Genomic DNA, 24,458 nt, shown 5'->3' with positions numbered 1-24,458 from the left:
GTACATTCTCAGCGGTTAGGTTGCCCCCATGGCCACGAAGCGGAAGCGATTGCTCATCGGGCTCGCGGCACTCTGCGTGCTGGGCGGCGCGGCGGCCCTGCTGGTCACCCAGCTGCTGGGCGGCAACGGCCGGGGCGAGGCGCTGGTGATCACGGAGGGGCAGCGGGCGTCCCAGGTGTACGAGGACGCCGACGAGGTGCTGAACGTCCCGAAGGGCAGCACGGAGAAGGCGGTACAGAAGGCCGCGAAGCGGGGCGAGTTGAAGCTGCCGGAGGCGGCGGACGGCGACCCCGAGGGCTTCCTGTATCCGGCCACCTATCCGGTGGACGACAAGACCACTCCGAAGTCGCTGGTCAGCCGCATGGTGAGCACCGCGAAGGAGCGCTTCGCGCGGTACGGGGACGACTCGTACGACACCGTCAAGATCGCCAGCATCGTGCAGGGCGAGGCCGACAACCCCGAGGACATGGGCAAGGTCGCGCGGGTGATCCAGAACCGCATCCAGCAGGGCCAGCTCCTGCAGATGGACTCCACCATCAACTACGCGCTGGGCCGCTCCACCCTGAACACCACGCACGCCGACACCCGGCTGGACAGCCCGTACAACACGTACCGGCACAAGGGGCTCCCGCCCACGCCCATCAACAACCCCGGCGAGGAGGCCCTGAAGGCGGCGGCCGATCCCCCTAAGGGCGACTGGCTCTTCTTCGTGACGGTGAAGCCCGGCGACACCCGCTTCACCAGCAGCTACAAGCAGCACATGAAGTGGGTCGACGAGTTCAACAAGAACCAGCGAGGGTCCGGGTCCGGCTCCTGAGCGCCGGCTGAACCCACCGCCCCTAGGGAGCTCCATCACCTAGGGGCGGTGGGGGTTCGGGGGCCCGAGGCCCTTACGGGACCTAGGGGCCGTAGGGGACCTAGGGGTGCTCAGACCCCTAGGTGACCTAGGGCCCCTACTGCCCCTACGGGTCCTACCTGCGCGCCGCGATCTCCGCCTTGTCCGCCGTGTGCTGGAGCCCGGACAGTACGGAGGACGGCTTGCCGCCCGGGAGTACGGCCTTGCCGATCCGCTCCCGCACGGCCGGCTTCACGGTGTCCCACGAACTCCGGCTCACCGGCTGGAACTCGGCGTCCCCCATGTCGTCGATGAACTTCCACAGCTCGCGCTGCTCCCGGTCGTCCCGCAGCTTCTCCAGCGTGGAGGTGCGCACCGGGAGCGTGCCCTGTCCCCCTAGGTACCCCATCGGGGACTTCATGTCGGCGTACAGGGCGGTCAGGAACTTGCCCGCGTCCTTGCGCCGCCCGCCGCTGCGGAACGCCATCATCCAGTCGTTCAGCCCGACCGGCGCGGCAGGACCGCCGCGCCGCGCGGGGAACGGCCCGTGCCCGTAGGGGACATGCGCCGCGTGCGCGGTCCCCAGCAGTACGGGGTGCGCCAGCAGCATCCCCACCTGGCCGCGCAGGAAGCCCCCGTACGCCTGGGTGCGGGTGAGCTTGGCGGGGTCGGGGCCCGCGAGGCCCGGCTCGACCAGCTCGTCGCGCAGCCACTCCAGCGTCCGTACGTTGGCCGGGCTCCGGAAGTCGTAGCCCCCGCTGCTCACATAGCCGCCCTCGCCCGCCGTCATCCAGGCCAGCGCCTCGTCCTCGGCGGCCTCGGGGCCGAGCTGCAACCCGTAAGGGATGCGCACGCCGGAGGACTTGAGGGCGCGGGCCGCCGAGGCGAGCTCCTTCCAGCTCCCGGGCGGCCCCGGTATCCCGGCCTTCGCGAACAGCTTCCGGTTGTAGAACAGCCGCGGCACGCTGGCCAGGCAGGGGATCCCGTACTGGGTGAAGCTGACCTCCCCCGCCCGCGCGAAGGAGGCGATGAAGTCCGCCTGGGCCGGGATGCTGAACAGCTCGGGCGCGCTGTAGAGCCGGTGCTCCTCGGCGTAGTCGGCGAAGCTGTTGGACTGCGCGATGTCCGGCGCCCTGCCGTCCCGCACCCGCTGCGACAGCACCTTGTCGATCTTGCTGAAGCTGACGAACTCCAGGTCGACGGCGATGTCGGGGTGCTTCTTCTCGAAGCGCGCCGCGAACTCCTTCCACTGCCGCACGATCGAGGCGCCGACGCTCTTGTCGTAGCTCGCCGCCAGCACCTTCAGCGGTTCGCCGTCGCCCGCCTCCGCGCCGCAGCCGCCGAGCCCGAACGCCGCGGCGCCGGCCGTCCCGGCAGCACCGGCCGCACCTTGCAGAAACCGCCGCCGACGCACCGGTCCGTCCCCTCTCTCGCTCCGCTTCCTCACGACGCCCACCGGCTTCCGTGACCACGTCAAAAGGCACCGTACGCCTCAGGTGGCACATTGTGCCAAGCAGGCATACCCTGCTGCACATGCCCGGCACCAGCACCTCTCCCTCCCTCACCGAGCGGCGCAAGGCCGAGACCCGGCTGGAGATCGCACGGACGGCCGCGGCCCTGTTCATCGAGCACGGCCTGCGGGCCACCCGCGCCGAGGACGTCGCCCGCGAGGCGGGCGTCGCGCCGCGCACCTTCTACCGCTACTTCGCGACCAAGGAGGAGGCCGTCGCACCGGTCTTCTCCGTCGGCGTACGGCGCTGGGTCGATGCCGTAAGGGACGCCCCCTACGGGCTCACGGTCCCCGAGGCCCTGACCCACGCGGCCCGCGCCGCGCTCTCCGCCGACGACGAAGAGAACGCCCGGGCCATGGGCTGCGTACGGCAGTTGCTGCGGCAGGCGGAGGAGGCGCCCGCGCTGCGCTCGGTGTGGAACGACGCGCACTACGAGTCCGAGGTGGCGCTCGCCGGGGTCCTGGCCGAACGCACCGGCCACGACCCGGAAGGGCTCCCCCTGAGACTCGCCGCCGGCACCGCCAACACCGCGGTGCGCATCGCGGTGGAGAGCTGGGCCGCCGCCCCCGACGCCCCGGCCGACGGCCCCGAGGGCCCAGCGGCGCTGGTGGCGCGCACCATCGAATCCCTCAGCACCCCTCCCTGGAGCCTCATATGAACTCGCTGACCGGCAAGACGGTCCTGATCACGGGCGCGGCGCGCGGCATCGGCGCGGAGACAGCGCGGCGGGCCGTGACCGCCGGCGCGCAGGTCGTCCTCACCGACGTGCTCGACGAGACCGGCCAGGCCCTCGCCGCCGAACTCGGCGACAGCGCGCGCTTCGCCCACCACGACGTCACCTCGGAGGAGGACTGGCGGCGGGTCGTGGAGTACGCGGTCGCCGAGTTCGGCGCGCTGCACGGCCTGGTCAACAACGCGGGCATCGCCATGGGCCAGCCCCTGGAGACGGTCTCCGTCGAGGACTTCCGCCGCGTCGTCGACATCAACCTCAACGGCGTGTTCATCGGCCTCAAGGCCGTGCTGCCCGCGCTGCGCCGGGCCGGCGCCGGATCGATCGTGAACATCTCCTCGGCCGCCGGCCTGATGGGCCTCGCGATGACCGCCGGGTACGGCGCGTCCAAGTGGGGCGTGCGCGGCCTCTCCAAGATCGCCGCGGTCGAGCTCGGCGAGGAGCGCATCAGGGTCAACTCCGTGCACCCCGGCATGACATACACGGACATGACCGCCCAGGTCGGCATCCAGAAGGGCGAGGGCAACTTCCCCGGCGCCCCGATGGCCCGCGTCGGCGAGCCGCACGAGATCGCCGACGCCGTGTGCTTCCTGCTCTCCGACTCCGCCGCGTACGTCACGGGCGCCGAGCTCGCCGTCGACGGCGGCTGGACAACGGGCCCCACCGTGAAGTCCGTGGTGGGCGGCTGAACTTCGGCGCCCCGGCCCCTCTACTCTGTACGGGCCAGATTGCCGAGCAGCCGGAGGAAGGCTTCCGTGGCCGACATAGACGCAGCACGCAAGACGTTCGAGAAGTTCGACCGGAACGGCGACGGTTACGTCACCCCGGTCGAGTTCCAGCAGGCCATGGTGGAACTGGGCGACCGCCACTACACCGTCGCGCTGGCCGAGGCGATCCTCAAGACCCGCGACGACAACGGCGACGGCGTCCTGTCCTTCGACGAGTTCTACCAACGGGCCCAGGAAGTCTGAGCCCCCTGCCCCTGGCAACAGCGGCCCCCGAGTTCCCTCGGGGGCCGCTGTGCGCCCACCCCGAGAAACCCCCACCCCGCCCCGTACGGGCACCCCGCACCGCACAACGATGCCCCGTTCCAAGCACCTCGGAACGGGGCATCACTGCTATGACCTGGAGCCGCCTGTCGGATTCGAACCGACGGCCTTCTGTTTACAAGTCGGAGAATGATCATGATGACGACTGACGCCGACTGACCACAGGTGCCGTTCCCGCTGGTCAGAGGCGGTGTCCCGGATGCGTCGTGGTGGCCGATGGTGGCCTGTCACGGCGCATCCGGGCTCACTTCGGGCTCACGTCGAGCTCACTGAAAGCCCTTGCTCACCTGCAATAACGGCTTACGCCGCCTTCGGCGGCTGCCAGCGCTGGACCCATCCGCGGCCGACGACGCGGTCGAGGTAGTCGTTCATGCCGGCGCAGAACTCTTCGGTGGCGTGGTCGCGGTGGACGAGCCAGACGAAGGACCCCGCGCGCTCGACGGGCACGCACAGCGCGCCGAGGGGCAGTTCGTCCTCGGCGACCCGCTCCCACCGCACGCACGCCTTGCCACAGGGGTCGGTCTGGCTGGCGAGGTCTTCCGCTTCGGGGTCCCAGCGCTGCACCCACAGGCCGGTTCCGAGGATGTGCGCGTGCAACTCGTTGAGCTCGCGGCACAGTTCGTCGGTGATGTGCCCCGGCCGGACGCGTACGACCACATATCCCGGCTCGTCCGCGCTGTGCACGGCGACGCCGTCGGGCCAGCATCCGTGGTCGATCTCGAAGTGCGTCCCGGTGGACTCGTACACCTCCATGGCAGGCGCCCCCTCAGCTTCGCCCCATACGGTCAAGTGTTCGAACAGGGGGCCACTCTCGGCCACACGCCCCCGTTGCCTGCCCCATCATGCACACCAAGCGCCTCTGTGACCAGCAGGTACGCTCGTCACCCCGCGTGGGACTCTTCTCGATCTAATGCACCGGACCATGTGTCGACGATGCCTTGGAGCCTCCGCTGATCCTCGGGGGACATCTGCCGGTAGCGCCGCACGAGCACGCGCACGTCATCCTCTTCACCCCAGACGGAGGCGAGCCCAAAGAACTGGCTTCCCGCAGCATCCTGCAAACGCCCAAGCGGGCAGTCGAGCCCGGCGGCGAGCGCGCGCAGCTCGGCGAGTTTCGGGGGCTTGATGTCGCCCTTTTCCAGGTTGGCGAGGGTGCTGCGCTTCCACAGGGAGCCCTCGTCGGGGTTGTCCGGGTCGAGGCAGCGGTCGGCGAGCTCGCGCAGGCTCAGGCCGAGTTCCGCGCGCCTTTCGCGCAGCAGGTCGCTGAGTTCTGTCGCGTGGTCGGCGGTCATGACCGTTCGTCCCTCCTGGCCGTGGGTGGCGAGCGCGCGTCCGCCCGAGCGGTCGACTGTGTGGCGATATCACCTGGACAGTGCGTCCAGATTTCTGGGCATGCTACGCGACCCGGCCGGGTCGCGTAGCCAGGCAGAACAGATTGGCTAAAAATATGGACAGCATGATCACGGGCTTGCCATGCTGTCGCTGTCCAATTATTTGGCCAACTGCCTCGGGGGGCGACGCATGGCTGTTCCTCTGTACCGATACCGGCTGGTGAGCCCGGATCTGCTGCGGCGCCTGATGGAGCGCACCGGCACCGGCTCCCGCATCAGCATCCGTGATCTTGCCGCCGCGGCGGGCGTCTCGCACGGAACGATTCACGCCCTGGTGCAGGGCGAGACCCGTACCGCCGCACCGCAGGTCGCGCACGAGGTGTGCCGCGTGATCGGCGTGGATCTGCTCATCCTGTTCACGCCGACCGGCCGCGCGGTGCCCGCCGACGAGAGCGACGCCCTGTGCGCGGGGGCCGCGGCATGAGCCGCGCCGCTTCCTGCGCCGCGCCGGCCGCGGTGGTCATCGCGACGCCTGGCCTCAACCGCGAGGACCGCGAGGCGTGGCTCGCCGTACGCCGCGGGGGTATTGGCGGCTCCGAAGTCGCGGCGGTGCTGGGCATGGACCGCTACCGCAGTCCGCTTGAGGTCTACCTCGACAAGGTCGGCGAACTGCCGGACCTGCCGCGCGACCCGGTGCTCGACGAGGCCGCCTATTGGGGCCGCACCCTCGAACCGCTGGTCGCCGATGCGTTCGCCGAGCGCACCGGGCTGCCCGTGACCGAGGGGCCCGGCACCCTGGCGCACAACCAGCGGCCGTGGATGCTCGCCAACCTCGACCGCCTCGTAACCGACCCCGAACAGCCCGACGAGCCAGCGGTTTTGGAGGTCAAGACCCGCTCGGCGTTCCAGGCCGAGGAGTGGCGCGAGAGCGTGCCGGACGGGCCCGCGCTGCAATCGCACTGGTACCTCGCGGTGACCGGCTACCGCCGCGCGCACGTCGCCGCCCTGGTCGGCGGTCAGCGCATGGTGGTGCACACCGTGGAGCGCGACGAGTCCCTCGTCGCTCATTTGGTCGAACTGGTGGGCGAATTCTGGCGTCACGTGCAGGAGCGCACGCCGCCGCCCGCCGACGGCTCTCCCGCGACCGCCGACCTGCTCGCCCACCTCTACGAGGTGCGGCCGGACGCGGTCACGGTCGCCGACCCGGACGAGGTCGAGCCGCTGCTCGACGAGCTCGCCGCGCTCAAGACCCGCGAGCAGCAGCTCGCCGACGAGCGCCGCCTCGTCGAGAACCGGCTCAAGACCTTGGCGGGCGAGGCCGAGGTCGTCCGGTGCCGCGACGAGGTCGCGTTCACCTGGAAACAGAACGGCCCCCTGTCGGCGAAGCGCTTCCGGGCTGCGCACCCCGTCCTCGCCGAGCAGTACACGCGCTCCGCGCCCGCGCTGGACACCGCGCGGCTTGCCGCCGACCACCCCGAGACCTACCGCGCGCACCGTGCGCGCCGCCTGATCGTGCCCAGCCCGAGGGGGAAGAAGTGACCACGGACCTGACGCAGCGCGTCGCGAAGAAGGCCGCGGCCGGCAAGCAGGCCGCGAAGCAGCCAGCCGGCGGGCAGCCCTCGCTCGCGCAGTTCGTCGAGTCGATGCGGGGCGAGCTCGCCCGTGCGCTGCCTGAGCACATCAGCCCCGACCGTGTCGCCCGGATCGCGCTTACCGAGCTGCGGCGCGTGCGGCACCTGTCGGAGTGCACGCAAGCCTCGTTCGGCGGGGCGCTGATGACGTGCGCGCAGCTCGGTTTGGAGCCCGGCGGGGCGCTGGGCGAGGCGTATCTGCTGCCCTTCTACAACCGCGAAGCGGGCGCCTACGAGGTGCAGCTCGTCATCGGGTATCAGGGCATGATCAGGCTCTTTTGGCAGCACCCGCTCGCCGCCGGCCTCGATACCCAGACCGTGTACGCAGGCGATGAGTTCGACTACGCGTACGGCCTCGACCCGGTGCTGCGGCACGTGCCCTCGATGAGCGCCGACCGCGGGCAGCCGGTCGCGTACTACGCCGTCGCCCGGCTCAAGAACGGTGGCTCGGCGTTCGTCGTGCTCTCCCCCGGCGACGTCGAGCGCATCCGGCAGCGCTCCACGGCGAAGAGCTCGGGCCCGTGGCGCACCGACTACGACGCCATGGCGAAGAAGACCACCGTTCGGCAGCTCTTCAAGCTGCTGCCGAAATCGGCCGAGCTCGCGCACGCCGTCGCGCACGACGGCAGCGTGCGCCGCGACGTATCCGAATCCGGTCTCGACGTCGTGCCCGACTACGTCGAGGGCGAGCTCGTCGACCAGGACGAGCCCGCAGACACCGAGGAGAACACCGGCGCCTCTGCGGCAGCCGCGGCGTAACCCGCTCCTTCCTGGCCCCGCCTGTGCCGCGGGGCGGCCCTCTCACCTGCCGAACCACACTGCAAGGACGTTGCGTTGAGCGTGGATGCTTCGGACTGGGTATGGACCCGGTCCGCTTCCAAGGGCGTCGCCCGTACGGTGCTGCTCGCGATCGCGGACAGGTGCCGTGACGAGCGGTGCGTCGCCTACGCCGGTACCGCAATGCTCGTGCGGCGCACGAACGCCGCCCGCTCTTCGGTCATCACTGCGGTTGACCGACTCCTCGCCTCGGGCGAGTTGGAGCTCGTCCAGGGCAGGACGGGGCCGCGCGGGGAGAGGTGCTACCGGCTGCCGCACGCCGTCGGGCACGTGCGCGCCGAGGCGGACACGGCCTCGCAAGGGGGTCCGGAATCCGGACCGGTACAGATCCCGGACCGGTCCGAAAACGAGACCCCCGGTGCGGAACCCGGACCCCCGGGGTCCGGAAACCAGACCCCCGAGGGGGTACGGAATCCGGATCCGGGGGGTACGGAAACGAGACCCCGGGGGTCCGAGAACGACACCCCGGGGGGTCCGAGAACCGGACCCCAGAACAGCAGCTCTCTTCTTCTAGAAGAGCAGCAGCCGCACGCGCCCGCGCGCACGAGCCGCTCCGCGGTCATCGCGGAACTTCGCCCGCTCGCCGACGCGCTGGTCGCCGCCGGTGTCGAGGTGCGGTGGATGCTCGGCCTCGGCGAGCAGCGCGACGTATACCGGCTCGTCGAGCAGCACGGCATCGAGCGCCTCGTCGAACTCGCCGCACACCGCACCGCCCCCGGCGACTCGCCCAAGTCCGCCCGGTACTGGCTCAAGGTCTGGGGCGACCTCGACCACTCCCCCGCACACCCGCCCGCCGACCCCGCTGTCGGCGCCGCCGGGAACGTCGTCCCGCTCCGCAGCCGCGCCTCGCCGCCCGCCTCACACACCGACTCCCTGCTCGCCGGCCTGCGCCTGCTTGAGGAACAGGAGAACACCTGATGAACCGCCGCGAGGTCGCCGCCCTGCTCAACTACGCAGGAGCGCTCGACAGCCGGATCGGCCGCGTGGTCGCCGACCAGCAGCGCGCCGCCCACGCCATCGGCCGATGGACCGAGGCCCTCACCGATGTGCCCGCCGTGGCGCCGGACGGCAGTTGGGACGCCACCCACGTCGTACGCCGCTACTACGAACAGCGCGGCGACAACTCCGCCCGCTACTACGCCATCGACCCGCACCACCTGCTCGCCGCCTGGGCCCGCCACCGCGCGACCGTCATGGACCGGCACACCGACCCCACCCCGAGCGCCGACCCGGACAACGAGCGGGCATGGCGTGCCGAACTGCTCGCGACCCGTCACGCGGTTGCCGCCGGGCAGGCAGCGCCGACCACGCACCGCCAACTCACCTCCGGCGGGCCGCAGTCCACGGTCACCGCGCGCCTCGCCGACGTCGGCTCACCGATACCCGCACGGGTCCGTGAGCAGCTCGCCGCTTACCGGCCGCGACGGGCGGAGCGCGAGGTCCGCCTCACTGCCGGCCGTCCCGACCCGCTGAGCGTGCCGTGCGGCTGGTGCGGGGCCCACGTGGGCAAGCCGTGCCGCTCCCGCCGCGTCGCGCCCAATGGCGCCGCCACCGGCAGCGCGCACCGCGAGCCACACCCCTCCCGCACGGAGGCAGCCCAGGCCAAGCGCGGATGACGCCGCCCGTCTCTGCGGCCGTGCTCGCCCTCGTCGCCGGAGCGCTGCACGACCTGCACCCCACCGCCTACGACCCGACCGCACACCCAGTCGATCCGGCCGCCCAGCAGGACGCCGAGCACCTCCTCGCCGCCCTCGCCGAGCAGGGCGTGACCCTCACTCCGCCCCCGGCCCCGCAGCCACCCACGCACACCGACGAGCCGCCGTCCTGAGCGGCACCGAGCGACCGGTCGATGCGCCGCCCATGCGCGCGCGAGACCGAATCCAGATTTCGGAGGAACACCGCTTGTCTGCTGTACCGATCCGACACCGCCGCCTCGTCGAGTACGCCCTGCACCTGCCCGCCCCGTTGACGGCCGTGGCCGAGCTACTCGACACCGCCCGCGGCGCGCTGCGCGCCGACGGCCGCCCGCTCACCGAGGCGACCGTGCGCCAGGTGGGCGGCGAGCTCGTCGTCTCCTACGCCCTCACGCCCGAGGCCGAGCAGACCGAGGCGGGCGCCGTGGCACGCCGGACGCTGGGGTTCGCATGAGCCCGCGCAGGAAGGCGACGACGACCGCGCGCACCGAGCGCCGCGAGACCCTGCTCGCGCTGCTCGCCCGCGCCGAACGCGGCGTGCTCACTCCCGCCGAGGCTGCGCGGCTGCGGGCCCTGGTCGAGGCCGAGCTCGACGACGCCGACACCGCGCGCCGGTCCGCCGGCGGGCAGCAGGCCGCGGTGCGCCGTGCACAGCACAGGCTCGATGCGGCCGAGGAAGCGATACGGGAGATCGAGGCCGACCGCGACCAGCTCGCCCGTGAAGTGCTCGCCGAGCGGCGACGCCACCGTGCCGAAGTGGACGAGGCCCGCGCAGCGCGCACCGAGCAGCAGCACGCGCCGTGCGACCACTGATGTGACAAGGGGAGGACCCGCGCCCTATGCCGAACTCCGACACCGTTCGCCGTGAGACCGCCGCCGCGCTGCACACCGTTCGTAAGCAGTGGGGCGAGCTGATGCTCGCGATTGATACGCCGCCCGCGGAGCCGTGGCCGCCGCGCCAACTCGTGCACACTATGCGGCCGGTGGACGACGAGCCGCTCGTCGAGCGGGCCCCGCTGGTGTTGCGGGAGCATCCGGCACCGGCGAACCTCGACGCCCTCGACGCTGGGCTGTTCGTCGAGCAGGCGGTGTTCGACCTGGCCGACACCCTCGCCGCCGCGGTGCAGCGCGCACCCCTCGACCACCCGCGGCGGTGGAATTACCGCAGCCCAACAGGGCCTGGGTCCCGGGCGCATGGGCTGCACTGGGCCGCGCTGTTCGTCGAGGGCCGTGTGCTGGACGAGGACACCGAGCCCGAGCAGCAGCTCGACGGCACCCTCGACGAGTCGCCGTTCCTGCCCCTGCCCGAGCACCTGCTGCACGAGGCGCACCGCGTCGCCCGTGCCGCGGAGGGGCGCGTGCTGCGCGCGTTGGGCCTCGATGAGCGCACCGTGCCCGTGCCCGAGCGTCCGTGCCCGTGGTGCGGCGGCGAGCTGCTGCTGCACACCGGCCCTGACGAGCCGCCGACGGTCACCTGCTCGACCGGGCCGAGCTGCACCGCGCCCGTACCGCACAACTACTGCGGCCGGCGAGTGTGGGAGTGGCACGCGCTGCCCGCCCTAGTGACCGCGCTCGACACTGCGCAGCAGCGCGCGAGTGCACGGGCGGCGTGATCCGTAGCGCCTTGCGGTTACCGGCCCTTGGCGAGCTGGTCTACGCGGCCGATGGAGAGCTTGTATAGCTCGGCAACTTCGCGCAGCTTCATGCCCTGGCCCTCGCGCAGTTCTTGAACGGCTTCCTGTCGTACGGCTTTGACCCGTCGGCTCGCCGTCGGCAGTAGGTCGTCGGCGAGCACGCGGGCGGCGAGTTCCCGCTCAACCGGGTCGCTGATCTCGTCGAGGCAGGCGAGGGCGGCATCGACGTGGTCAGCCATCCGGGCCCGTAGGGCGGCGCGTGCGTCGTCGGGGTCGGGTGTCTCGGTCATGGCAGCAGGCTACGGCTTTCCCAAGATCTTTTTCTAGGGGGCCTTGACGTAGATTTATAGGACCCCTAGAAATGGTGGTGCGTGGCCGGACTCCACCCGGCGACGCACCACCGACTGACAGGGAGCAAACCCCATGAACGTCACGGCCCACGTGAGCCGCTCATCCCACCCGCACCAAGGCACCGAACAGGCCGAACGTGCGCAGCACATCGTGCTCGACCAGCCCCTGCACGCCGGGCGCCTGCACCGCGAAGCGGGCGACGCACTGTGTCGCCCGGCCGTCGACTTCTACGAGCTGGAAGCCGAGCACCTCAACGCCGAACCCACCTGCACGCGCTGCCTCGACCGCGCCAACCGCTACGGCGTGCACATCGCGCACCCCGAGCAGTCCACCGTCACCGAGCAGGCCGACACCAGCGAGGCGGAGCTGCATGACACCGTCGCCGTGATCGAGCAGGCCGAGGCCGACGACGGCACGTGGCGCGGCGGCTGGATCGCAGCAGCGCCAGCGACTAGCGATGACGTGCTGTTCGTCCTCGACGAGAGCGAGGGCGAGCAGGGCGCCCTCTTCGGCTGACTGCTACCGGCACCCGGCGCCCGCTCGCGCTACGCGGGGCGGGCGCCCCCGTAATGCAAGCGGCCCGCCACGCGGTGACTCCACCACCGGGACGGGCCTGACCACCGAGGGAGCAAACCCCACCATGGCTACGGCCAACCCTAACGACGAGCGGCCACAGCACGGCCCGCCCGCGGTCGGCAAGCGCGCGAGCGTGCGCGTGGACGAGAACCTGCATGCCGACCTCGTCGCACTCATGCGATGCGGCATCACCGCGTCCGACGCCATCCGCGACGCCGTCGCACTGCTGGCCGACATCCACCGCGCAGCGTGGGACATGGGCGGCTACCCCGAGGGCGCCCCGCCCGTGATCCAGTCCGCCAACCTGGCTGCGTATGACACTGTCCGGCGCACTGACCAGCACGTATGACAGCTTGCCCGACATCGTCTCCGGCCAACTTCACACGCTCGGGCATGGCGTCGGACAGCCACCGAGCACCGTCCTATGTCCCTCCGGTGGCGCAGCAGTATGGCCGTCGCACGTCCCCCTCCATACCGTCGAAGGCGTGACGAGCTACGCAACTGCCATCAAGACCCATGCTGAGCGCGAACCCACTTTCGGGGAGAGCAATTACATTCACGGCTTCTTTGATGCAGGCGACGTTCACGCCGTGGTGTGGCCAGATCCGTGGGGGCGGACTTGGGAGGAGGCGGAAACAGTGTGCGGGCGACCGACGCGCGGCATGGAGCAGTACATCCATCCCAATCCTGCTCAGTGGCCACAGCCGCGGTTTCAGCTCGATGCATGCGATGCGTGCGACAGAGGCGTGCAGGCCGCAACTGGTGGCTGACCGGCGCGGGCCCGTGCGCAAGGTAGCAATGCAGGTTGCGATTCGATAACAACCTGCCTTAGTGTCGGCGGCGCATCCAGCGTGCCCAAAAACGGTGCGCCGCCCCTAACTTGATATGCCTGAGCGCCCGCCATGCCTCCCCCGTCGTGGCGGGCGCTCGTCTGCGCCCGGGAGGTGACCGCCCATGGCCCGTCGGCCGGTCACCGAAGCCGAGCACGACGAGGTGCGCCGCAGGCACGCCGCCGGGGAGCCCCGTAACGAGATCGCCCGCGCGCTAGGCCGCTCTGCCTCGACCATCTCGCGCATCGCACGCGAGGAAGGCCTGCGGTTCGAGGGCGGCGCCCGCGTTGCCCCGGCAACCGAGGCACGGACACTCGACCTCGCCGAGCAGCGGCAGCAGCTCGTCGCCCGTCTCCACGCACGGGCCGCTGCGAACCTCGACCGGGTCGAGGCCGGGGCGTACGTGCGCGTCGAGTTGCTGCCCGACGGCCGCGCCCGGAAGATCACGACCGATGATCCGCCGGCGCAGGATGAGCGCCACCATGCCCAGGCGCTCAGCTCGTACCTAAGCAGCGCTGCGCGGCTCGCCGAGATCGACGCCAACCAGGGCGCCGCCGAGGTGCGTTCGATGCTCACCGACCTTGCCCGCGGGATTCGCGACGCGTTCGCCGACGACAGTGACGGGGAGTAGGCCCGTCCAACGAGGCCCGGCACCGGCCGTGACGTGCGTCGACACCGCAGTGCATGCCGTAGGGTGGGGTTCATCGACGCGGGGTGGAGCAGCTCGGTAGCTCGCTGGGCTCATAACCCAGAGGTCGCAGGTTCAAATCCTGTCCCCGCTACTCGATGGAAGCCCCTGGCCTATGGGCCGGGGGTTTTCTCGTGCCTGGCCCCGTCTCGGACAGATCGCAGAGCGGGGGTGTGGTCAGCGTGCTGGACCCCGGCTGGTTGCCGCTCTCCCGTAAGCAGTTGCGCAGCATTGCGCAGGCGGAAGCGCGTGTCTGCCTATGGCACGGTGCGGTGCGATCGGGGAAGACGATTGCCTCACTGCTGGCATGGCTGCTGGCCATCGCCACGGCCCCGCCGTCCGGGCTCATCCTCGCTGTGGGCAGGTCGCTACAGACCATCGAGCGGAACATCTTCGAACCACTCCAAGATCCCGACTTGTTCGGGCCAGTCGCCAAGCAGGTACGGCACACGCGCGGTGCCACCACGGCGACAGTGCTCGGCCGCACCGTGCACCTGATCGGCGCCGCCGACGCGCGGGCCGAGGGCCGGCTGCGCGGGCTCACGGCCTCGCTCGCCTACGTCGACGAGGCAACCCTGCTGCCCGAGGCATTTTGGACGCAGCTCCTCGCCCGCCTCTCCGTGCCCGGGGCACGGCTGCTCGCCACCACGAACCCGGATTCGCCGCGGCATTGGCTCAAGCTCGGCTATCTCGACCGCGAAGGCGAACTCGACCTCAAGTCGTGGCACTTCGCGCTCACCGATAACCCGTCGCTGCCCGAGGCGTACGTTGAAGCGTTGCGCGCCGAATACGTCGGGCTGTGGCGCCGGCGGATGATCGACGGGGCGTGGGTGGTCGCTGAGGGCGCGATCTTCGACATGTTCGACGAGGCCGAGCACGTCGTCGACGAGGTGCCCGAGATGCGGCGCCGGTGGGTGGGCATCGACTACGGCACGACGAACGCCACCTCGGCCGTGCTGCTCGGGCTCGGCGCCGATGACCGGCTGTACGCCGAGGCTGAATGGCGCTGGGATTCACGCGTCACGCATCGGCAGTTGACTGACGCGCAGTACAGCGCCCGTATCCGGTCATGGCTGCGCGAGCGCGACGTCGAGCCCGAGTGGACGTTCGTCGACCCCTCGGCCGCGAGCTTCATTGCGCAGCTCTGGGCGGATGGGCACCCCGGCGTCGCCCGCGCCCATAACGACGTGCTCGACGGCATCCGCAGCACCGCGACCACCCTCGACTCCGGGCTGCTGCGCGTCCACCGCTCGTGCGCCGGCCTGCTCGATGAGCTGCCCGCGTACGCATGGGACCCGGACGCGTCCGAGAAGGGCGAAGACAAGCCGATCAAGCGCGACGATCACAGCGTCGACGCGCTGCGCTATGCCGTGCACTCCACCTCGCACGAATGGCGCCACCTGCTCACAGCGGCGGGGTCTCCAGCACTGAGCGGACCTCGTCCGTGAACTGAGCTCGCCTCTCGTAGGCCCGCATGCCGAATCGGTCGTGATCGCGTTCCCAATGCCGCGGCACCGTCGTCTCGTCACAGAGGATGCGCAACGACATGATGCGAGCGACAAGGGAGCCGCTGACCAACTGCCCTGCCTTAACTACTGCTTTCGGTCCGGCCATAGCTACGCGTGTGTTCAGTCTCTTGAGGTCCTCAAGAGCCGACATGATCTCGTCGAGGCGGCTCTGCTGAGCCGCCCAGTCTGGCGCTGGCCCCTCACCCCGGACGAAGTCGATGACCTGTCTGTAGACCTCTTGCAGGTCATCGTCGATGGACTGTGCTGCGTTCAAGAACGCGCCGTAGGCGTTGATGCGCTCTTCACGCAGCTTGCTCCCGTGGTCGACCCTCCCTTGATCCCGTACTTGCCAACGAGCCGCGGCGTATCCCAAGTACGCCGAGCCGATGGTGCCAATGACGCCAACTCCCGCCCCCAGGACGGCCGCTGTCCCCTGATCCATACGCGCCATGTTGCCTGCCGGTCAGCGAAGGAAGGTGATCCGCAGTGCCGCTGCCTGAGAACGGCGCCCCGTGGCCGCCGCCCGCGTTCGCCACCGAATACCGCGCCATGCAGGTTGATGACGCCTGGTACAGCGGCGACCGTGACCGCCTGGCGCGTGTGTACGGCCGCGAGCAGGTCCGCACGGACGGTAAGCGCTGTTTCTGGGGGCGACGCCCGCAGCAGGGGCAGAGCGATACCCGCCTGCACGTCCCTCTCGCCGCGGACATCGCGAACACCTCGGCAGCGCTGCTGTTCAGTGAGCCGCCGGTGTTCACCGTTGAGGACTCGGCGACGCAGCAGCGCCTCGACGAGCTCACCGAAGCAAGCGGCGCCGCAAACACGCTGCTGGAGGCGGCCGAGGTGGGTGCCGCGTTGGGCGGGGTGTTCCTGCGGGTGACGTGGGATGCGCAGCTTGCCGCGCGTCCGCTGCTCACGGTGGTGCACGCCGACTCGGCGGTGCCTGAGTTTCGGTTCGGGCTGCTGCGGGCTGTCACGTTCTGGCACGAGCTGGCGAGCGACAGTGTGACGGTATGGCGTCATCTTGAGCGACACGAGCCCGGGGTGATCCTGCATGGGCTCTACCAGGGCGACCGCGAACGCCTCGGCATGCGCGTGCCGCTGACCGAGCACCCCGACGTCGCCAATCTCGCCGACTCCCTCGGCCCGGATGGCGACGCCATCGAGACCGGTCTGCCCGACGCGCTGACTGCGGCTTACGTGCCCAACCTCAAGCCCAACCGGCAGCGCCGCGGCTCACCTCTGGGCCGCAGCGACTATGCAGTGCCAATTCACGACCTGTTCGACGCGCTCGACGACGTGTGGTCGAGCTGGATGCGCGACATCCGCCTCGCCCGCGCCCGGCTGATCGTTCCCACCGGCTACCTGCGCGACAACGGACCCGGTCAAGGCGCCAACTTCGACGCCGACCGGGAGATTTGGCAGCAGCTCAACATCCCGCCTACCGAGGCCGGGAACGCCGGTATCACGTTGGCGCAGTTCGGCATCCGCGTGCAGGAGCACAGCAGCAGCGCCGAGGCGATCGTGCGGCAGGCGACGCAGAGTGCCGGCTACTCCGCGCAGACCTTCGGGCTCGGCGACGCGCCGGCCGTGACCGCAACCGAGGTCACCGCTCGCGAACGCCGCAGCATGATCACGCGGGACGTGAAGGCGCGGTACTGGGCGCCAGCGGTCGCCGACATGCTGCACGTGATGCTGCGCCTCGACCGGGCGTTGGGCTTCTCCCGCGTAGCCGTCGACGAGCGGCCAGCGATCGAGTTCGGCGACTCCGTCAGCGAGGACCCGCAGACCACTGCACAGACCCTCTCCCTGCTCACGCAGGCCGAGGCCGCAAGCATCGACACCCGCGTGCGCATCCTGCACCCGGACTGGGACGACGATCAGGTGCAGGCCGAGGTCGAGCGCATCCGCGAGGACTTCGGCACCGGCGTGCCCGCCGACCCGCTACAGGCCCGGTCTCTGGGTGCGAACGCCTCGCTACTCGACCCTAAAGACAATCCGAAGTAGACGTTCCGCACGGGCTCTTACCTCTGGAATCGGGTGCGCCAGCGCCACCAAGAGGATCAGCGCCATGACGCCCATGAGCAGCGGAAGCCCCGAAGCAAAGACTCCAGTCAAATCAATTCCCATGGAAGAAGACTATCTAGCGATCTCCGCCGCCAGGCACGAGGAATGCGCGCACTCTGTTGCACAACTCTCCAAACCGCTGTATTCTCGATTGCCTTCTAAGGTACGAAGGTGCAGGTCATAGACGGAGTTGGCACCACGTCTACGCTGCACCCATCCGGGGGTGAGAGTGACTGGTTTCATTATTCGAAACCTGCCACTTGATTCCATTTCACCCAGTTAGTCAACCTAGCGAAAAAAGTTCCGGGAACTCCATTTCCCACATTCTTTTAGTTGACGCATAAATAAAAATGGGAGGGGGTACATGCCCACCTCCCCTGAGCTAGTGGAAGATTTGTCGACCGGCGTGCGGGACCTGTACGCGGATGCCGAGGAACGGCTGCTCGGCATCATGGCGCGGCAGTTGGCCGCCGGGCACGAGGCTCCGGGTTGGGCACAGCGCAAGCTCGCTGCGATCCAACCGCTTCGGCGTGCGTCGCAGCGCGTCGTCGACGAGCTCGGCCGCGCGGTGACGCTTGAGGTTTTTGACGTGGTCGCCGATTCCTACAACAGGGGGCATCGTGCGGCCGTGGCCGAGCTCGGCGCGCTGCCTGATCATGAGCGGCGACTCGTCGACGAGGTGACGCCGAATGCACAGGCTGTGGACAGACTCGCGGCGGAGGCAGTGCAGTTGGTGACTGCCACGCACCGCGGGATTCTGCGGGCCGTGGTTGACGGGTACCGGGACGTCGTCGCGCGGGTGACGGCAACGCCGCTGCTCGGTACGGGCACGCGTCGGCAGGCCACGCAAGACGCCATGCGCGCGTTTGCTGACCGCGGGATCTCGGGTTTCACCGACCGGGCCGGCCGGCGCTGGCAACTCACCTCGTACGCGGAAATGGCCGTGCGCACCTCGACGGCCCGCGCTGCGATCGAGGGGCACACTCGCACGCTGACTGAGGCCGGCCTCGACTACGTGCTCGCCTCGAACGCGCCGCGCGAGTGCCCGCTCTGCCGCCCCTGGGAAGGAAAGCTACTGTCCATCAGTGGCCCGGATGGGCGCCGCACGGTCGAGCTCGAACACGCCACCCACGACGGGGAAATGCTGCGCGTGGTGGTGCAGGGCAGCCTCGACGAGGCGCGGCTCGCCGGCTTCCAACACCCCAACTGCCGCCACTCCGTCTCGGCCTACATCCCGGGCGTGACCAGCCTCATTCCGCCGATGCGCTCGGACGGTTCGGGCTATGAGGCCACGCAGCGGCAACGCGCCATAGAGCGCAACATCCGCAAGCACAAGAAGCGCGCCGCCGCGGCGACCACGCCCGAGGCGAAGCGCGCGGCCGAGGCGAAGGTGCGCACCTGGCAGGGCAGGATGCGCGAGCACCTCGCCGAGAACCCCGGGCACCGGCGCAAGCGGCAGCGCGAGCAGATCGGCGCGGGCGACCTTCCCCCGCAGCGCACCGAGGCACCGGCCGAGGCGGTTGAAGCGGCGCGGCTGCGCGCCGGCGACGCGCACACCCCGGCCGAGATGAACGAGCAGCAGCTCGGCGACGCGATCGGCTCGGGCATCCCGGACGAGCGCGACCTCGACCGCGCCGCCCGCGAGCTCGACCGTCGCGACGAGCAGGCCCTACTCGACCGCGTCCGCCCCGGCGGACAGCTCGAACACGACCTCACCCCCTACAGCGACCGCGAGCTCGCCCGCGTGCTGCCGCACCTCGACGACGGCCAGGTGCTCACCGTCGCCGCCGAGCTCGACCGGCGCGACGTCGCCGCCCAACTCCCCCGCGTGCGGCGCGACCTGGTCGAGTTGTCCGAGCAGGACCTCGCCGCCCGGGTGCGCCACGCCAGCGACGAGGTCGAGCTCGCCCAGCTCGCGGCCGAGGCCGACCGGCGGCAGATCCTCGCCGAGCTGTTCCCCGGCGGGCGGCTTGCCGAGCGGCTCGACGAGGTCGACGACGAGGTGCTCGGCTGGGCCGTTCCCTACGCGACCGCGGCCGAGGCCGAACGCATCGCGGCCGAGATCGACCGCCGGTATCCGGTGCAGCCGCCCGAGCTGCCGCGGACCGGTGACCCCGTCGAGGACCTGCTCGCCGACCGTCGCCTCGTCGACGAGACACTCGCCCCCGTGCCGTCTCCGGATGAGTGGGGGTGGCTGGCGTTCGACGACGAGCCCGACCGGTTCGTGGGGATGTCGCGAACCGAGCGATGGATCGCCGAGCAGGAAGAGGCGCAGCAGGCGCAGCGCTCCGCCTACAGCCGCGAGCAGGTACGCGAGATGTACCGCGAGCACGTGTTCCGGCAGTTCCTCGAAGCCGAGGACGCGCTACGAGGGGAGCTGCTCAGCCGCCGCGCTGAGGCCGACGGCGTCCACCCGTTGAGCTTGTTCTCAGGTCCGGCGCACGTCGCCTACGCTCGCGCGAGCGAGGAACTCAAACGCTGGTGGGCGGATCATCCGCGCATTACGCTTGCTGAGTTCACCGAGCAGGTAGCCGGAATGCGCAGCGATGCCGCTGAGACCGCGCGCCGCGCCCGTAACGAGCGCGACAACGACCTGTAGTTGAAGGGGGCATCCGTGGCCGAGCAGCCCCGCGAGCGCCTCGTGCGCGCGCTGAACGCTGGCGCCGCAGCCGGCCGCGGAGGGACCGAGCCGACGAGCTGTCCGTACCCGATCCGTTCGCCTGAGTGGGCCGCGTGGGTGCGCGGATACGCGAAGACTGCGCGTCTGCCGCACGAGGCCGACAGCTAAGGCTTGTCCGGGGGATCGCGCATGGTCTGACCCCAGAGGGGCAGACCATGCGCTACTACGCCCCGGTGAATTATTCCTTGGGCTGGACGACGCAATCAGGGCCTGGGAAAACCAGACCCTCATGCCCGTCGGGATACCTCACCAGGTAGGGCGGCGCTCCTTCCGCCCCACGGACCTCGACGACCTCGAATTCGCGGCCCTGTAGCCCAACCGCACGGCTGTGAAGCAAAATCCGGTCACCGACGTTTGCACGCATATATGCGCGGCTCCCTTTATCTCAGTTGTTGCCTTGGCTTTCCCTGATCCGACTACGGCTTGATGTCATCAGCAACCCGATCCCTGCACCGGACACGCCGTGGGTCAACGCCCAGGCCCCAGGCAGGTACGGAACTCGGCACCGCCCCAACCCGCGGAAGAAGCAAGGCCGGGCGGTGCCGAGCGCGGCCCTACAAAGCGATGATGTTCACAGCCGAGCGGCCCCTCTCGCCGGTCGTGACCTCGAACTCGACTCGCTGCCCCTCAGCAAGGGTTTTGAAGCCGTTGCTCTGGATCGAGGAGAAGTGCGCGTAGACGTCCTGACTGCCGTCCTCCGGTGTGATGTATCCGAGTCCCTTGGACTCGTTGAACCACTTCACGGTGCCCTTGATTTTTGCCATGCGCGCTCCTTCATTCAGGGAGACAGGCGGTCAGCCTGCGGACCTTTCTGGTCATCTCTACCGGAATCCTGCCAGGCAGAGATGATCTCCATGCGTATTTCACGGTCCCCTACGTCTGCTGAACCACGACCCGCCCACCTGACGGACGCTTTCCCATGCCCAGAACGCTCGGAGGACTTGCCATGCCCCCAGAGGCCCACGATGCCCCCGCCCCGACCACCGACCCGGACAGCAACGGGCCGACCGAGCACACCACCCCGCTACCGCCTGGGCCGCCCGCTCCCGATACGGGCGGCGAGCAGCAACTCGCCCAGGCCGAGCAGCGCGCCACCGAACAGGAGGAAAAGGCACAGCAGTTGCAGGCCGCCCTCGACGCCGTGCAGAAGGCACTCAACCCGGACGGGGGTGCAGGCGAGCAGGACCCCGCGCAGCTCGCCGCCGCTGTGGCCGACCGCGACAAGCAGCTCGATCAGGTCGCCGCCGAGCTGCGGACGGCACAGGTCGAGCTCGCCGCCTACAAGAGCGCCGGCGCGCACGGTGCGCGAGCCGATCGGCTACTGAACTCCCGCAGTTTCCTCGACTCCGTCGCGGGGCTTGACCCGAGCGGGCCGAAGTTCGAGCAGCAGCTCGGCGCCGCCATCTCCGCCGCGGTCGAGGCCGACCCCGATCTGTACCGCGCCGCCGCCCCGGGGCCCGCGAAGGGCGGAGCGGAGTTCAACGGTCCGCCAGCCGGCGAGCAGCACCCGAAGAGCTTGCAGGAAGCCGTCGCTGCACGTCTCAGCTAATAACCGCATAACAACTGAATAGGGCACAACAACTGAATAGGGGAACTCTGAGTGATCACGCTCGCCGACGCGCACCTCAACGCCCTTGAGGACTTGGATCATCTCGTCATCGACGAGTTCCGGAAGTCGAGTTGGCTGCTCGACAACCTGAGCTTTCACGACGCGGTCAACCCCGCCGGGGGCGGCGCGACGCTCTCGTACACCTATCTGCGCACCGTGCACGAGCGGCCCGCCAACTTCCGCCCGTACAACACCGAGTACGCCGTCGCCGAGGCCAAGCGCCAGAAGTACGGCGTGGAACTGGCGCCACTCGGGGGCGCGTTCGAGATCGACCGCGTCCTCGCCAACGTGGGCCCTGCTGCAACCAACGAGGTCACGTTTCAGATGCAGCAGACCATCAAGAGCGCCCGGGCGTTCTTCGCTGACCAGGTCATCAACGGCATCAGGGTGCGTACGCCTGAGCACGAGATGGGCGAGCAGGGTTTCGACGGGCTCGACTTCGCGCTCGCCGGCAGCTCGACCGAGCTCGGCGTCGGCGAAGTGACCGACTGGACCGGCCCGGCCATGGACACGCGCGCCGAGATTCACCAGGCGCTCGACCTGCTCGACGAACTCGTCTCGACCGTCGACGACACCCCGAGCGCGATTCTCGGCAACAAGCGCACCATCGCGCGCGTGCGCAGCCTGGCGCGCCGGAGCGGCTACTACACGAGGGCGGAAGACGCTTTCGGTCGGCCCGTCGAGCAGTACAACGGCATCCCCTTTGTAGACCTCGGCGCCCGCGCCGGCTGCTCCGATCCCGTGATCGGTGTCGAGTCCCGCGTCATCGACACCGACGGGGACGGCACCGGCGCCACCGTGCCCGGCCTGTCTGACCTCTATGTCGTGCGACTCGGGCTCGACGGCTTCCACGGCGTGAGCACGGCCGGCGGTCAGCTCGTGCGCCAGTGGCTCCCGGATTTCGACACCGCCGGCGCGGTCAAGCGCGGCGAGGTCGAACTCGGCCCCGTCGCCGTCGTACTCAAGGCGACCAAGGCGGCGGCCGTCCTGCGCAACATCCGCGTCCGTTAAGGAGAAACGTTCATGCATTACCGGATCACTGCCCCTGTGGGCTGCACGGGCCTCGTCGCCGGCGTCTCGTTCGCCAACGGCTGCGGCACCCTCTGCCACCCGCACCCGCCCATGGGCGCAATCGAGTTCCTGCGCCGGCACGGGTACACCGTCGTTGCCGTCGACCCCGACCCGTGCCTCGACGAGGGCGAGGTCCTCGTCGTCGACGACGCCCCGCCGGTCACCAAGACCACCCGCACCCGCCGCAACAAGGCAACCGGCGAGGCCACCACGACCACCACCTCGACGACCACCGAGGACGGGTAAGGCGTGAGCCGGACCGTCGCCGTCAGCGCCGAGCAGTTCGCCGCGTGGTGCCGACGTCCGGCCCCGCCCGAGATTGACCTGCTGCTCGACCGCGCCGCCGAGGACGTCGAGGCCGCCCTGCTTACCGCCGTCTATGACGCCGCGTCGCCAGGCGTGGCCGAGGCCCTCGTCGGCGCCATCTGTGCGCAGGTCGAATGGTGGCTCGCCACCGGAAGCGACGGGATCACCACGGGTGAGGAGTGGGACAGCGTCTCTATCGGCCCCGTCTCGCTGTCCGGCCGGACCGCGCCGGCGGCCGACCCGGTGCTCGTCGTCGGCGTCGAGCTCGCCCCGCGCGCGTACCGCCGGCTGCACCGTGCTGGGCTGCTGCCGGGCGAGGTGTTCGACGCGTGGTGACGCGCGTGCCGGGCCGGTACCTGCGGCACCGCGTCGACGTCGAGCCGTATCTCGGCGACTCCGCGTACGGCCCGCGCTACGGGCCCCGCGTCGAGTCCGTGCCCGCCCTGGTCGCCGCCGTGCGCAAGCAGGTGGCCGACAAGGAAGGTCGGCAGATCCTCGCTACCGCGCAAGTGATCGCCGGCCCCGAGCTGGAATGCCCGCCCGGATCGCGCGTGACGCTGCCCGACGGCCGCGCCGCGACCGCCATATCAACCGCCGAGCACACGGCCCCCGGGTTGCCCGCGCCCGCGTGCGTGGAGGTGATGTGTCAATGACGCAGCGCACCCGGTTGCGGTGGAACGGCGAGGCTGCGCTGCGCGGTACGCACGAGGGCGCCGCCCGTGGGCTGCGGCTCGCGGCCGAGCACGTCCTCGCCAAGTCCCGCGAGCGCGTCCCGCTCGACGAAGGCCCGCTCGAACGCTCCGGCGTCGCCACTATCGACGAGTCCAGCCTCGACGCTGCGGTCTCCTACGACACCCCGTATGCGGTGAGGCAGCACGAAGAGCTCAGCTACCGGCACGATCCGGGCCGTACAGCGAAGTACCTTGAGGACCCGCTCAATGAGCAGGCCGATACGGTCGCCGAGTTGATCGCCGCCGAGGTCAGGCGGTCGCTGCGTGGTTGAGCCGCTCGACTACCTCGACGCGCTCGCCCGCTACCTGCACAAGCACGAGCTGCTCACCTACGACCCGACCGGCATCGCGGGTGACTGCTTCATCGAGACCATGCCGCCCGCCCCGGACCAGGCTGTGAGCCTCTCCCTGTACGGGGCCGGAGCGGTCGACGCGCGCAACGGTTGGGACGAGCGTCGTGTGCAAGTGCGCTGCCGCGGTACCGCCGATCCGCGCATCTCGCGTCGGCGCGTTGAGTCGCTCTACTCCGAACTGCACGGGCTCGCCGGGGTCGAACTGCCCGGCGCGGTGTGGCTTGTTCTAGCCGCTGCGGTGACGGCGCCTAGCCCCATCGGGGCGGACGAGAAAGGTCGTCACGAACACGTCGTGAACATCCGTCTCGACCTCGAAGCGCCGTCACCGCGGCGTCTCTCGTGAGTCTTTACGCTTGCTTGTCGCGAGCGCTTGCTCTCCGCTCAAGCTTACGGGCGTGAGCGACTCCCCATATGACGCCAGCCGCGATGGGCAGAA

At 70.0% G+C, this 24,458-nt stretch carries 35 protein-coding genes and 1 tRNA gene; 29 read left to right on the top strand and 7 right to left on the bottom strand.

Translation table 11 applies throughout. The annotated features are described in order from the left end of the window. The first annotated feature begins 28 nt into the window (after positions 1–28). On the top strand, positions 29–817 hold the full coding sequence (gene mltG / locus ABEE00_RS00750; protein ID WP_345743177.1) for an endolytic transglycosylase MltG: 789 nt from the start codon (positions 29–31) through the stop codon (positions 815–817). Between the two features lie 154 nt (positions 818–971). On the opposite strand, the gene ABEE00_RS00745 is transcribed toward mltG, so the two are convergent. Beyond that, positions 972–2,249: an extracellular solute-binding protein gene (locus tag ABEE00_RS00745; protein ID WP_345743176.1), complete on the bottom strand. Its 1,278-nt coding sequence runs from the start codon at positions 2,247–2,249 to the stop codon at positions 972–974. Positions 2,250–2,368: 119 nt separating this feature from the next. Here ABEE00_RS00745 and ABEE00_RS00740 point away from each other — a divergent pair, with 119 nt between their 5' ends. The 3 genes from ABEE00_RS00740 (at position 2,369) to ABEE00_RS00730 (ending at position 4,047) form a co-directional block, all read left to right on the top strand. Next, entirely contained in the window at positions 2,369–3,004 is a 636-nt protein-coding gene (locus tag ABEE00_RS00740) for a TetR/AcrR family transcriptional regulator (protein ID WP_345743175.1), read from the top strand. Then, on the top strand, positions 3,001–3,765 hold the full coding sequence (locus ABEE00_RS00735) for a glucose 1-dehydrogenase (protein ID WP_345743174.1): 765 nt from the start codon (positions 3,001–3,003) through the stop codon (positions 3,763–3,765). The genes ABEE00_RS00740 and ABEE00_RS00735 overlap by 4 nt, the downstream gene beginning before the upstream one ends. 66 nt (positions 3,766–3,831) lie before the next feature. Next, complete coding sequence (locus tag ABEE00_RS00730) at positions 3,832–4,047, top strand: EF-hand domain-containing protein (RefSeq protein ID WP_345743173.1); 216 nt, start codon at positions 3,832–3,834, stop codon at positions 4,045–4,047. A gap of 378 nt (positions 4,048–4,425) precedes the next feature. On the opposite strand, the gene ABEE00_RS00725 is transcribed toward ABEE00_RS00730, so the two are convergent. Further along, positions 4,426–4,878: a hypothetical protein gene (locus ABEE00_RS00725; RefSeq protein WP_345743172.1), complete on the bottom strand. Its 453-nt coding sequence runs from the start codon at positions 4,876–4,878 to the stop codon at positions 4,426–4,428. A 128-nt stretch (positions 4,879–5,006) separates the two neighbouring features. Continuing rightward, positions 5,007–5,417 carry a helix-turn-helix domain-containing protein gene (locus ABEE00_RS00720; RefSeq protein ID WP_345743171.1) on the bottom strand — a complete coding sequence of 137 codons (411 nt, stop codon included), beginning with the start codon at positions 5,415–5,417 and terminating at the stop codon, positions 5,007–5,009. 229 nt (positions 5,418–5,646) lie between these two features. Between ABEE00_RS00720 and ABEE00_RS00715 the strand changes: the two genes are divergently transcribed. The 9 genes from ABEE00_RS00715 (at position 5,647) to ABEE00_RS00675 (ending at position 11,231) form a co-directional block, all read left to right on the top strand. Next, positions 5,647–5,940, top strand: a complete 294-nt coding sequence (locus ABEE00_RS00715) for a helix-turn-helix domain-containing protein (protein ID WP_345743170.1) — start codon at positions 5,647–5,649, stop codon at positions 5,938–5,940. Beyond that, positions 5,937–6,995, top strand: a complete 1,059-nt coding sequence (locus ABEE00_RS00710) for a YqaJ viral recombinase family nuclease (protein WP_345743169.1) — start codon at positions 5,937–5,939, stop codon at positions 6,993–6,995. Before ABEE00_RS00715 ends, ABEE00_RS00710 begins: the two co-directional genes overlap by 4 nt. After that, positions 6,992–7,846 carry a recombinase RecT gene (locus tag ABEE00_RS00705; RefSeq protein ID WP_345743168.1) on the top strand — a complete coding sequence of 285 codons (855 nt, stop codon included), beginning with the start codon at positions 6,992–6,994 and terminating at the stop codon, positions 7,844–7,846. Before ABEE00_RS00710 ends, ABEE00_RS00705 begins: the two co-directional genes overlap by 4 nt. A gap of 699 nt (positions 7,847–8,545) precedes the next feature. Beyond that, positions 8,546–8,842: a hypothetical protein gene (locus ABEE00_RS00700; protein WP_345743167.1), complete on the top strand. Its 297-nt coding sequence runs from the start codon at positions 8,546–8,548 to the stop codon at positions 8,840–8,842. Continuing rightward, complete coding sequence (locus ABEE00_RS00695; RefSeq protein WP_345743166.1) at positions 8,842–9,540, top strand: zinc finger domain-containing protein; 699 nt, start codon at positions 8,842–8,844, stop codon at positions 9,538–9,540. Before ABEE00_RS00700 ends, ABEE00_RS00695 begins: the two co-directional genes overlap by 1 nt. Beyond that, positions 9,537–9,752 carry a hypothetical protein gene (locus ABEE00_RS00690; protein WP_345743165.1) on the top strand — a complete coding sequence of 72 codons (216 nt, stop codon included), beginning with the start codon at positions 9,537–9,539 and terminating at the stop codon, positions 9,750–9,752. The genes ABEE00_RS00695 and ABEE00_RS00690 overlap by 4 nt, the downstream gene beginning before the upstream one ends. A 74-nt stretch (positions 9,753–9,826) precedes the next feature. Next, positions 9,827–10,072: a hypothetical protein gene (locus ABEE00_RS00685; RefSeq protein WP_345743164.1), complete on the top strand. Its 246-nt coding sequence runs from the start codon at positions 9,827–9,829 to the stop codon at positions 10,070–10,072. After that, the gene (locus ABEE00_RS00680; RefSeq protein ID WP_345743163.1) at positions 10,069–10,431 is read left to right on the top strand and encodes a hypothetical protein; all 363 of its coding nucleotides are present in this window, start codon (positions 10,069–10,071) and stop codon (positions 10,429–10,431) included. The genes ABEE00_RS00685 and ABEE00_RS00680 overlap by 4 nt, the downstream gene beginning before the upstream one ends. Before the next feature lie 26 nt (positions 10,432–10,457). Then, positions 10,458–11,231, top strand: a complete 774-nt coding sequence (locus ABEE00_RS00675) for a hypothetical protein (protein WP_345743162.1) — start codon at positions 10,458–10,460, stop codon at positions 11,229–11,231. Positions 11,232–11,248: 17 nt separating this feature from the next. Here ABEE00_RS00675 and ABEE00_RS00670 read toward each other — a convergent pair whose 3' ends face one another. After that, positions 11,249–11,542 carry a hypothetical protein gene (locus ABEE00_RS00670; RefSeq protein ID WP_345743161.1) on the bottom strand — a complete coding sequence of 98 codons (294 nt, stop codon included), beginning with the start codon at positions 11,540–11,542 and terminating at the stop codon, positions 11,249–11,251. 133 nt (positions 11,543–11,675) lie between these two features. Between ABEE00_RS00670 and ABEE00_RS00665 the strand changes: the two genes are divergently transcribed. The 6 genes from ABEE00_RS00665 (at position 11,676) to ABEE00_RS00640 (ending at position 15,145) form a co-directional block, all read left to right on the top strand. Next, complete coding sequence (locus tag ABEE00_RS00665) at positions 11,676–12,119, top strand: hypothetical protein (RefSeq protein ID WP_345743160.1); 444 nt, start codon at positions 11,676–11,678, stop codon at positions 12,117–12,119. A gap of 124 nt (positions 12,120–12,243) precedes the next feature. After that, complete coding sequence (locus ABEE00_RS00660) at positions 12,244–12,528, top strand: hypothetical protein (protein WP_345743159.1); 285 nt, start codon at positions 12,244–12,246, stop codon at positions 12,526–12,528. A 136-nt stretch (positions 12,529–12,664) separates the two neighbouring features. After that, positions 12,665–12,949 carry a hypothetical protein gene (locus ABEE00_RS00655; protein WP_345743158.1) on the top strand — a complete coding sequence of 95 codons (285 nt, stop codon included), beginning with the start codon at positions 12,665–12,667 and terminating at the stop codon, positions 12,947–12,949. A 184-nt stretch (positions 12,950–13,133) separates the two neighbouring features. Next, the gene (locus tag ABEE00_RS00650; protein ID WP_345743157.1) at positions 13,134–13,640 is read left to right on the top strand and encodes a helix-turn-helix domain-containing protein; all 507 of its coding nucleotides are present in this window, start codon (positions 13,134–13,136) and stop codon (positions 13,638–13,640) included. A 77-nt stretch (positions 13,641–13,717) separates the two neighbouring features. Beyond that, a tRNA-Met gene (locus ABEE00_RS00645) sits at positions 13,718–13,791 on the top strand. Positions 13,792–13,879: 88 nt separating this feature from the next. After that, positions 13,880–15,145: a PBSX family phage terminase large subunit gene (locus tag ABEE00_RS00640; protein ID WP_345743156.1), complete on the top strand. Its 1,266-nt coding sequence runs from the start codon at positions 13,880–13,882 to the stop codon at positions 15,143–15,145. Here ABEE00_RS00640 and ABEE00_RS00635 read toward each other — a convergent pair. Continuing rightward, on the bottom strand, positions 15,102–15,647 hold the full coding sequence (locus ABEE00_RS00635; protein ID WP_345743155.1) for a hypothetical protein: 546 nt from the start codon (positions 15,645–15,647) through the stop codon (positions 15,102–15,104). The genes ABEE00_RS00640 and ABEE00_RS00635 overlap by 44 nt on opposite strands. Positions 15,648–15,691: 44 nt before the next feature. Between ABEE00_RS00635 and ABEE00_RS00630 the strand changes: the two genes are divergently transcribed. The 3 genes from ABEE00_RS00630 (at position 15,692) to ABEE00_RS00620 (ending at position 20,060) form a co-directional block, all read left to right on the top strand. Then, entirely contained in the window at positions 15,692–17,212 is a 1,521-nt protein-coding gene (locus ABEE00_RS00630) for a phage portal protein (protein ID WP_345743154.1), read from the top strand. A 424-nt stretch (positions 17,213–17,636) separates the two neighbouring features. Next, a complete protein-coding gene (locus ABEE00_RS00625) occupies positions 17,637–19,871 on the top strand; it encodes a phage minor capsid protein (protein WP_345743153.1) in 2,235 nt (744 codons plus the stop codon). Between the two features lie 15 nt (positions 19,872–19,886). Then, positions 19,887–20,060, top strand: coding sequence for an Rmf/CrpP fold protein (locus ABEE00_RS00620; RefSeq protein WP_345743152.1), 174 nt, complete (start codon positions 19,887–19,889; stop codon positions 20,058–20,060). Between the two features lie 70 nt (positions 20,061–20,130). On the opposite strand, the gene ABEE00_RS00615 is transcribed toward ABEE00_RS00620, so the two are convergent. Further along, a complete protein-coding gene (locus tag ABEE00_RS00615; RefSeq protein WP_345743151.1) occupies positions 20,131–20,316 on the bottom strand; it encodes a DUF1918 domain-containing protein in 186 nt (61 codons plus the stop codon). A 190-nt stretch (positions 20,317–20,506) separates the two neighbouring features. Continuing rightward, positions 20,507–20,716, bottom strand: a complete 210-nt coding sequence (gene cspE / locus ABEE00_RS00610) for a transcription antiterminator/RNA stability regulator CspE (RefSeq protein ID WP_345743150.1) — start codon at positions 20,714–20,716, stop codon at positions 20,507–20,509. Positions 20,717–20,898: 182 nt separating this feature from the next. On the opposite strand from cspE, the gene ABEE00_RS00605 reads away from it, so the two are divergent. From ABEE00_RS00605 to ABEE00_RS00575, 7 genes are read left to right on the top strand one after another with little or no spacing between them, the layout of a single operon-like run. Next, positions 20,899–21,501, top strand: coding sequence for a hypothetical protein (locus ABEE00_RS00605; RefSeq protein WP_345743149.1), 603 nt, complete (start codon positions 20,899–20,901; stop codon positions 21,499–21,501). A gap of 51 nt (positions 21,502–21,552) precedes the next feature. Then, a complete protein-coding gene (locus ABEE00_RS00600) occupies positions 21,553–22,572 on the top strand; it encodes a major capsid protein (RefSeq protein WP_345743148.1) in 1,020 nt (339 codons plus the stop codon). A gap of 12 nt (positions 22,573–22,584) precedes the next feature. Continuing rightward, positions 22,585–22,878 carry a hypothetical protein gene (locus tag ABEE00_RS00595; RefSeq protein ID WP_345743147.1) on the top strand — a complete coding sequence of 98 codons (294 nt, stop codon included), beginning with the start codon at positions 22,585–22,587 and terminating at the stop codon, positions 22,876–22,878. 3 nt (positions 22,879–22,881) lie between these two features. Further along, positions 22,882–23,274, top strand: a complete 393-nt coding sequence (locus ABEE00_RS00590) for a hypothetical protein (RefSeq protein ID WP_345743146.1) — start codon at positions 22,882–22,884, stop codon at positions 23,272–23,274. After that, the gene (locus ABEE00_RS00585; RefSeq protein ID WP_345743145.1) at positions 23,268–23,591 is read left to right on the top strand and encodes a hypothetical protein; all 324 of its coding nucleotides are present in this window, start codon (positions 23,268–23,270) and stop codon (positions 23,589–23,591) included. The genes ABEE00_RS00590 and ABEE00_RS00585 overlap by 7 nt, the downstream gene beginning before the upstream one ends. Then, positions 23,588–23,941, top strand: a complete 354-nt coding sequence (locus ABEE00_RS00580) for a minor capsid protein (protein WP_345743144.1) — start codon at positions 23,588–23,590, stop codon at positions 23,939–23,941. Before ABEE00_RS00585 ends, ABEE00_RS00580 begins: the two co-directional genes overlap by 4 nt. Next, positions 23,934–24,365 carry a minor capsid protein gene (locus tag ABEE00_RS00575; protein WP_345743143.1) on the top strand — a complete coding sequence of 144 codons (432 nt, stop codon included), beginning with the start codon at positions 23,934–23,936 and terminating at the stop codon, positions 24,363–24,365. The genes ABEE00_RS00580 and ABEE00_RS00575 overlap by 8 nt, the downstream gene beginning before the upstream one ends. The last annotated feature ends 93 nt before the right edge of the window (positions 24,366–24,458 follow it).

Origin of the sequence: Streptomyces odontomachicola (assembly GCF_039605595.1) — a bacterium.
Taxonomy (GTDB): Bacteria; Actinomycetota; Actinomycetes; order Streptomycetales; family Streptomycetaceae; genus Streptomyces.
Note: the sequence above shows the minus strand (reverse complement) of the source record. Positions and strands in the feature narration are given on the sequence as shown.

What these genes read in the sequence shown, in the direction of transcription:
- ABEE00_RS00650 (WP_345743157.1), top strand. Translation starts at nt 13,134, where the DNA reads ATGGCCCGTCGGCCGGTCACCGAAGCCGAGCACGACGAGGTGCGCCGC.
- ABEE00_RS00615 (WP_345743151.1), bottom strand. Translation starts at nt 20,316, where the DNA reads ATGCGTGCAAACGTCGGTGACCGGATTTTGCTTCACAGCCGTGCGGTT.
- ABEE00_RS00635 (WP_345743155.1), bottom strand. Translation starts at nt 15,647, where the DNA reads ATGGATCAGGGGACAGCGGCCGTCCTGGGGGCGGGAGTTGGCGTCATT.
- ABEE00_RS00595 (WP_345743147.1), top strand. Translation starts at nt 22,585, where the DNA reads ATGCATTACCGGATCACTGCCCCTGTGGGCTGCACGGGCCTCGTCGCC.
- ABEE00_RS00665 (WP_345743160.1), top strand. Translation starts at nt 11,676, where the DNA reads ATGAACGTCACGGCCCACGTGAGCCGCTCATCCCACCCGCACCAAGGC.
- ABEE00_RS00700 (WP_345743167.1), top strand. Translation starts at nt 8,546, where the DNA reads ATGCTCGGCCTCGGCGAGCAGCGCGACGTATACCGGCTCGTCGAGCAG.
- ABEE00_RS00690 (WP_345743165.1), top strand. Translation starts at nt 9,537, where the DNA reads ATGACGCCGCCCGTCTCTGCGGCCGTGCTCGCCCTCGTCGCCGGAGCG.
- cspE (WP_345743150.1), bottom strand. Translation starts at nt 20,716, where the DNA reads ATGGCAAAAATCAAGGGCACCGTGAAGTGGTTCAACGAGTCCAAGGGA.
- ABEE00_RS00660 (WP_345743159.1), top strand. Translation starts at nt 12,244, where the DNA reads ATGGCTACGGCCAACCCTAACGACGAGCGGCCACAGCACGGCCCGCCC.
- ABEE00_RS00735 (WP_345743174.1), top strand. Translation starts at nt 3,001, where the DNA reads ATGAACTCGCTGACCGGCAAGACGGTCCTGATCACGGGCGCGGCGCGC.
- ABEE00_RS00695 (WP_345743166.1), top strand. Translation starts at nt 8,842, where the DNA reads ATGAACCGCCGCGAGGTCGCCGCCCTGCTCAACTACGCAGGAGCGCTC.
- ABEE00_RS00740 (WP_345743175.1), top strand. Translation starts at nt 2,369, where the DNA reads ATGCCCGGCACCAGCACCTCTCCCTCCCTCACCGAGCGGCGCAAGGCC.
- ABEE00_RS00580 (WP_345743144.1), top strand. Translation starts at nt 23,588, where the DNA reads ATGACGCAGCGCACCCGGTTGCGGTGGAACGGCGAGGCTGCGCTGCGC.
- ABEE00_RS00680 (WP_345743163.1), top strand. Translation starts at nt 10,069, where the DNA reads ATGAGCCCGCGCAGGAAGGCGACGACGACCGCGCGCACCGAGCGCCGC.
- ABEE00_RS00670 (WP_345743161.1), bottom strand. Translation starts at nt 11,542, where the DNA reads ATGACCGAGACACCCGACCCCGACGACGCACGCGCCGCCCTACGGGCC.
- ABEE00_RS00720 (WP_345743171.1), bottom strand. Translation starts at nt 5,417, where the DNA reads ATGACCGCCGACCACGCGACAGAACTCAGCGACCTGCTGCGCGAAAGG.
- ABEE00_RS00625 (WP_345743153.1), top strand. Translation starts at nt 17,637, where the DNA reads ATGCCCACCTCCCCTGAGCTAGTGGAAGATTTGTCGACCGGCGTGCGG.
- ABEE00_RS00725 (WP_345743172.1), bottom strand. Translation starts at nt 4,878, where the DNA reads ATGGAGGTGTACGAGTCCACCGGGACGCACTTCGAGATCGACCACGGA.
- mltG (WP_345743177.1), top strand. Translation starts at nt 29, where the DNA reads ATGGCCACGAAGCGGAAGCGATTGCTCATCGGGCTCGCGGCACTCTGC.
- ABEE00_RS00605 (WP_345743149.1), top strand. Translation starts at nt 20,899, where the DNA reads ATGCCCCCAGAGGCCCACGATGCCCCCGCCCCGACCACCGACCCGGAC.
- ABEE00_RS00710 (WP_345743169.1), top strand. Translation starts at nt 5,937, where the DNA reads ATGAGCCGCGCCGCTTCCTGCGCCGCGCCGGCCGCGGTGGTCATCGCG.
- ABEE00_RS00675 (WP_345743162.1), top strand. Translation starts at nt 10,458, where the DNA reads ATGCCGAACTCCGACACCGTTCGCCGTGAGACCGCCGCCGCGCTGCAC.
- ABEE00_RS00715 (WP_345743170.1), top strand. Translation starts at nt 5,647, where the DNA reads ATGGCTGTTCCTCTGTACCGATACCGGCTGGTGAGCCCGGATCTGCTG.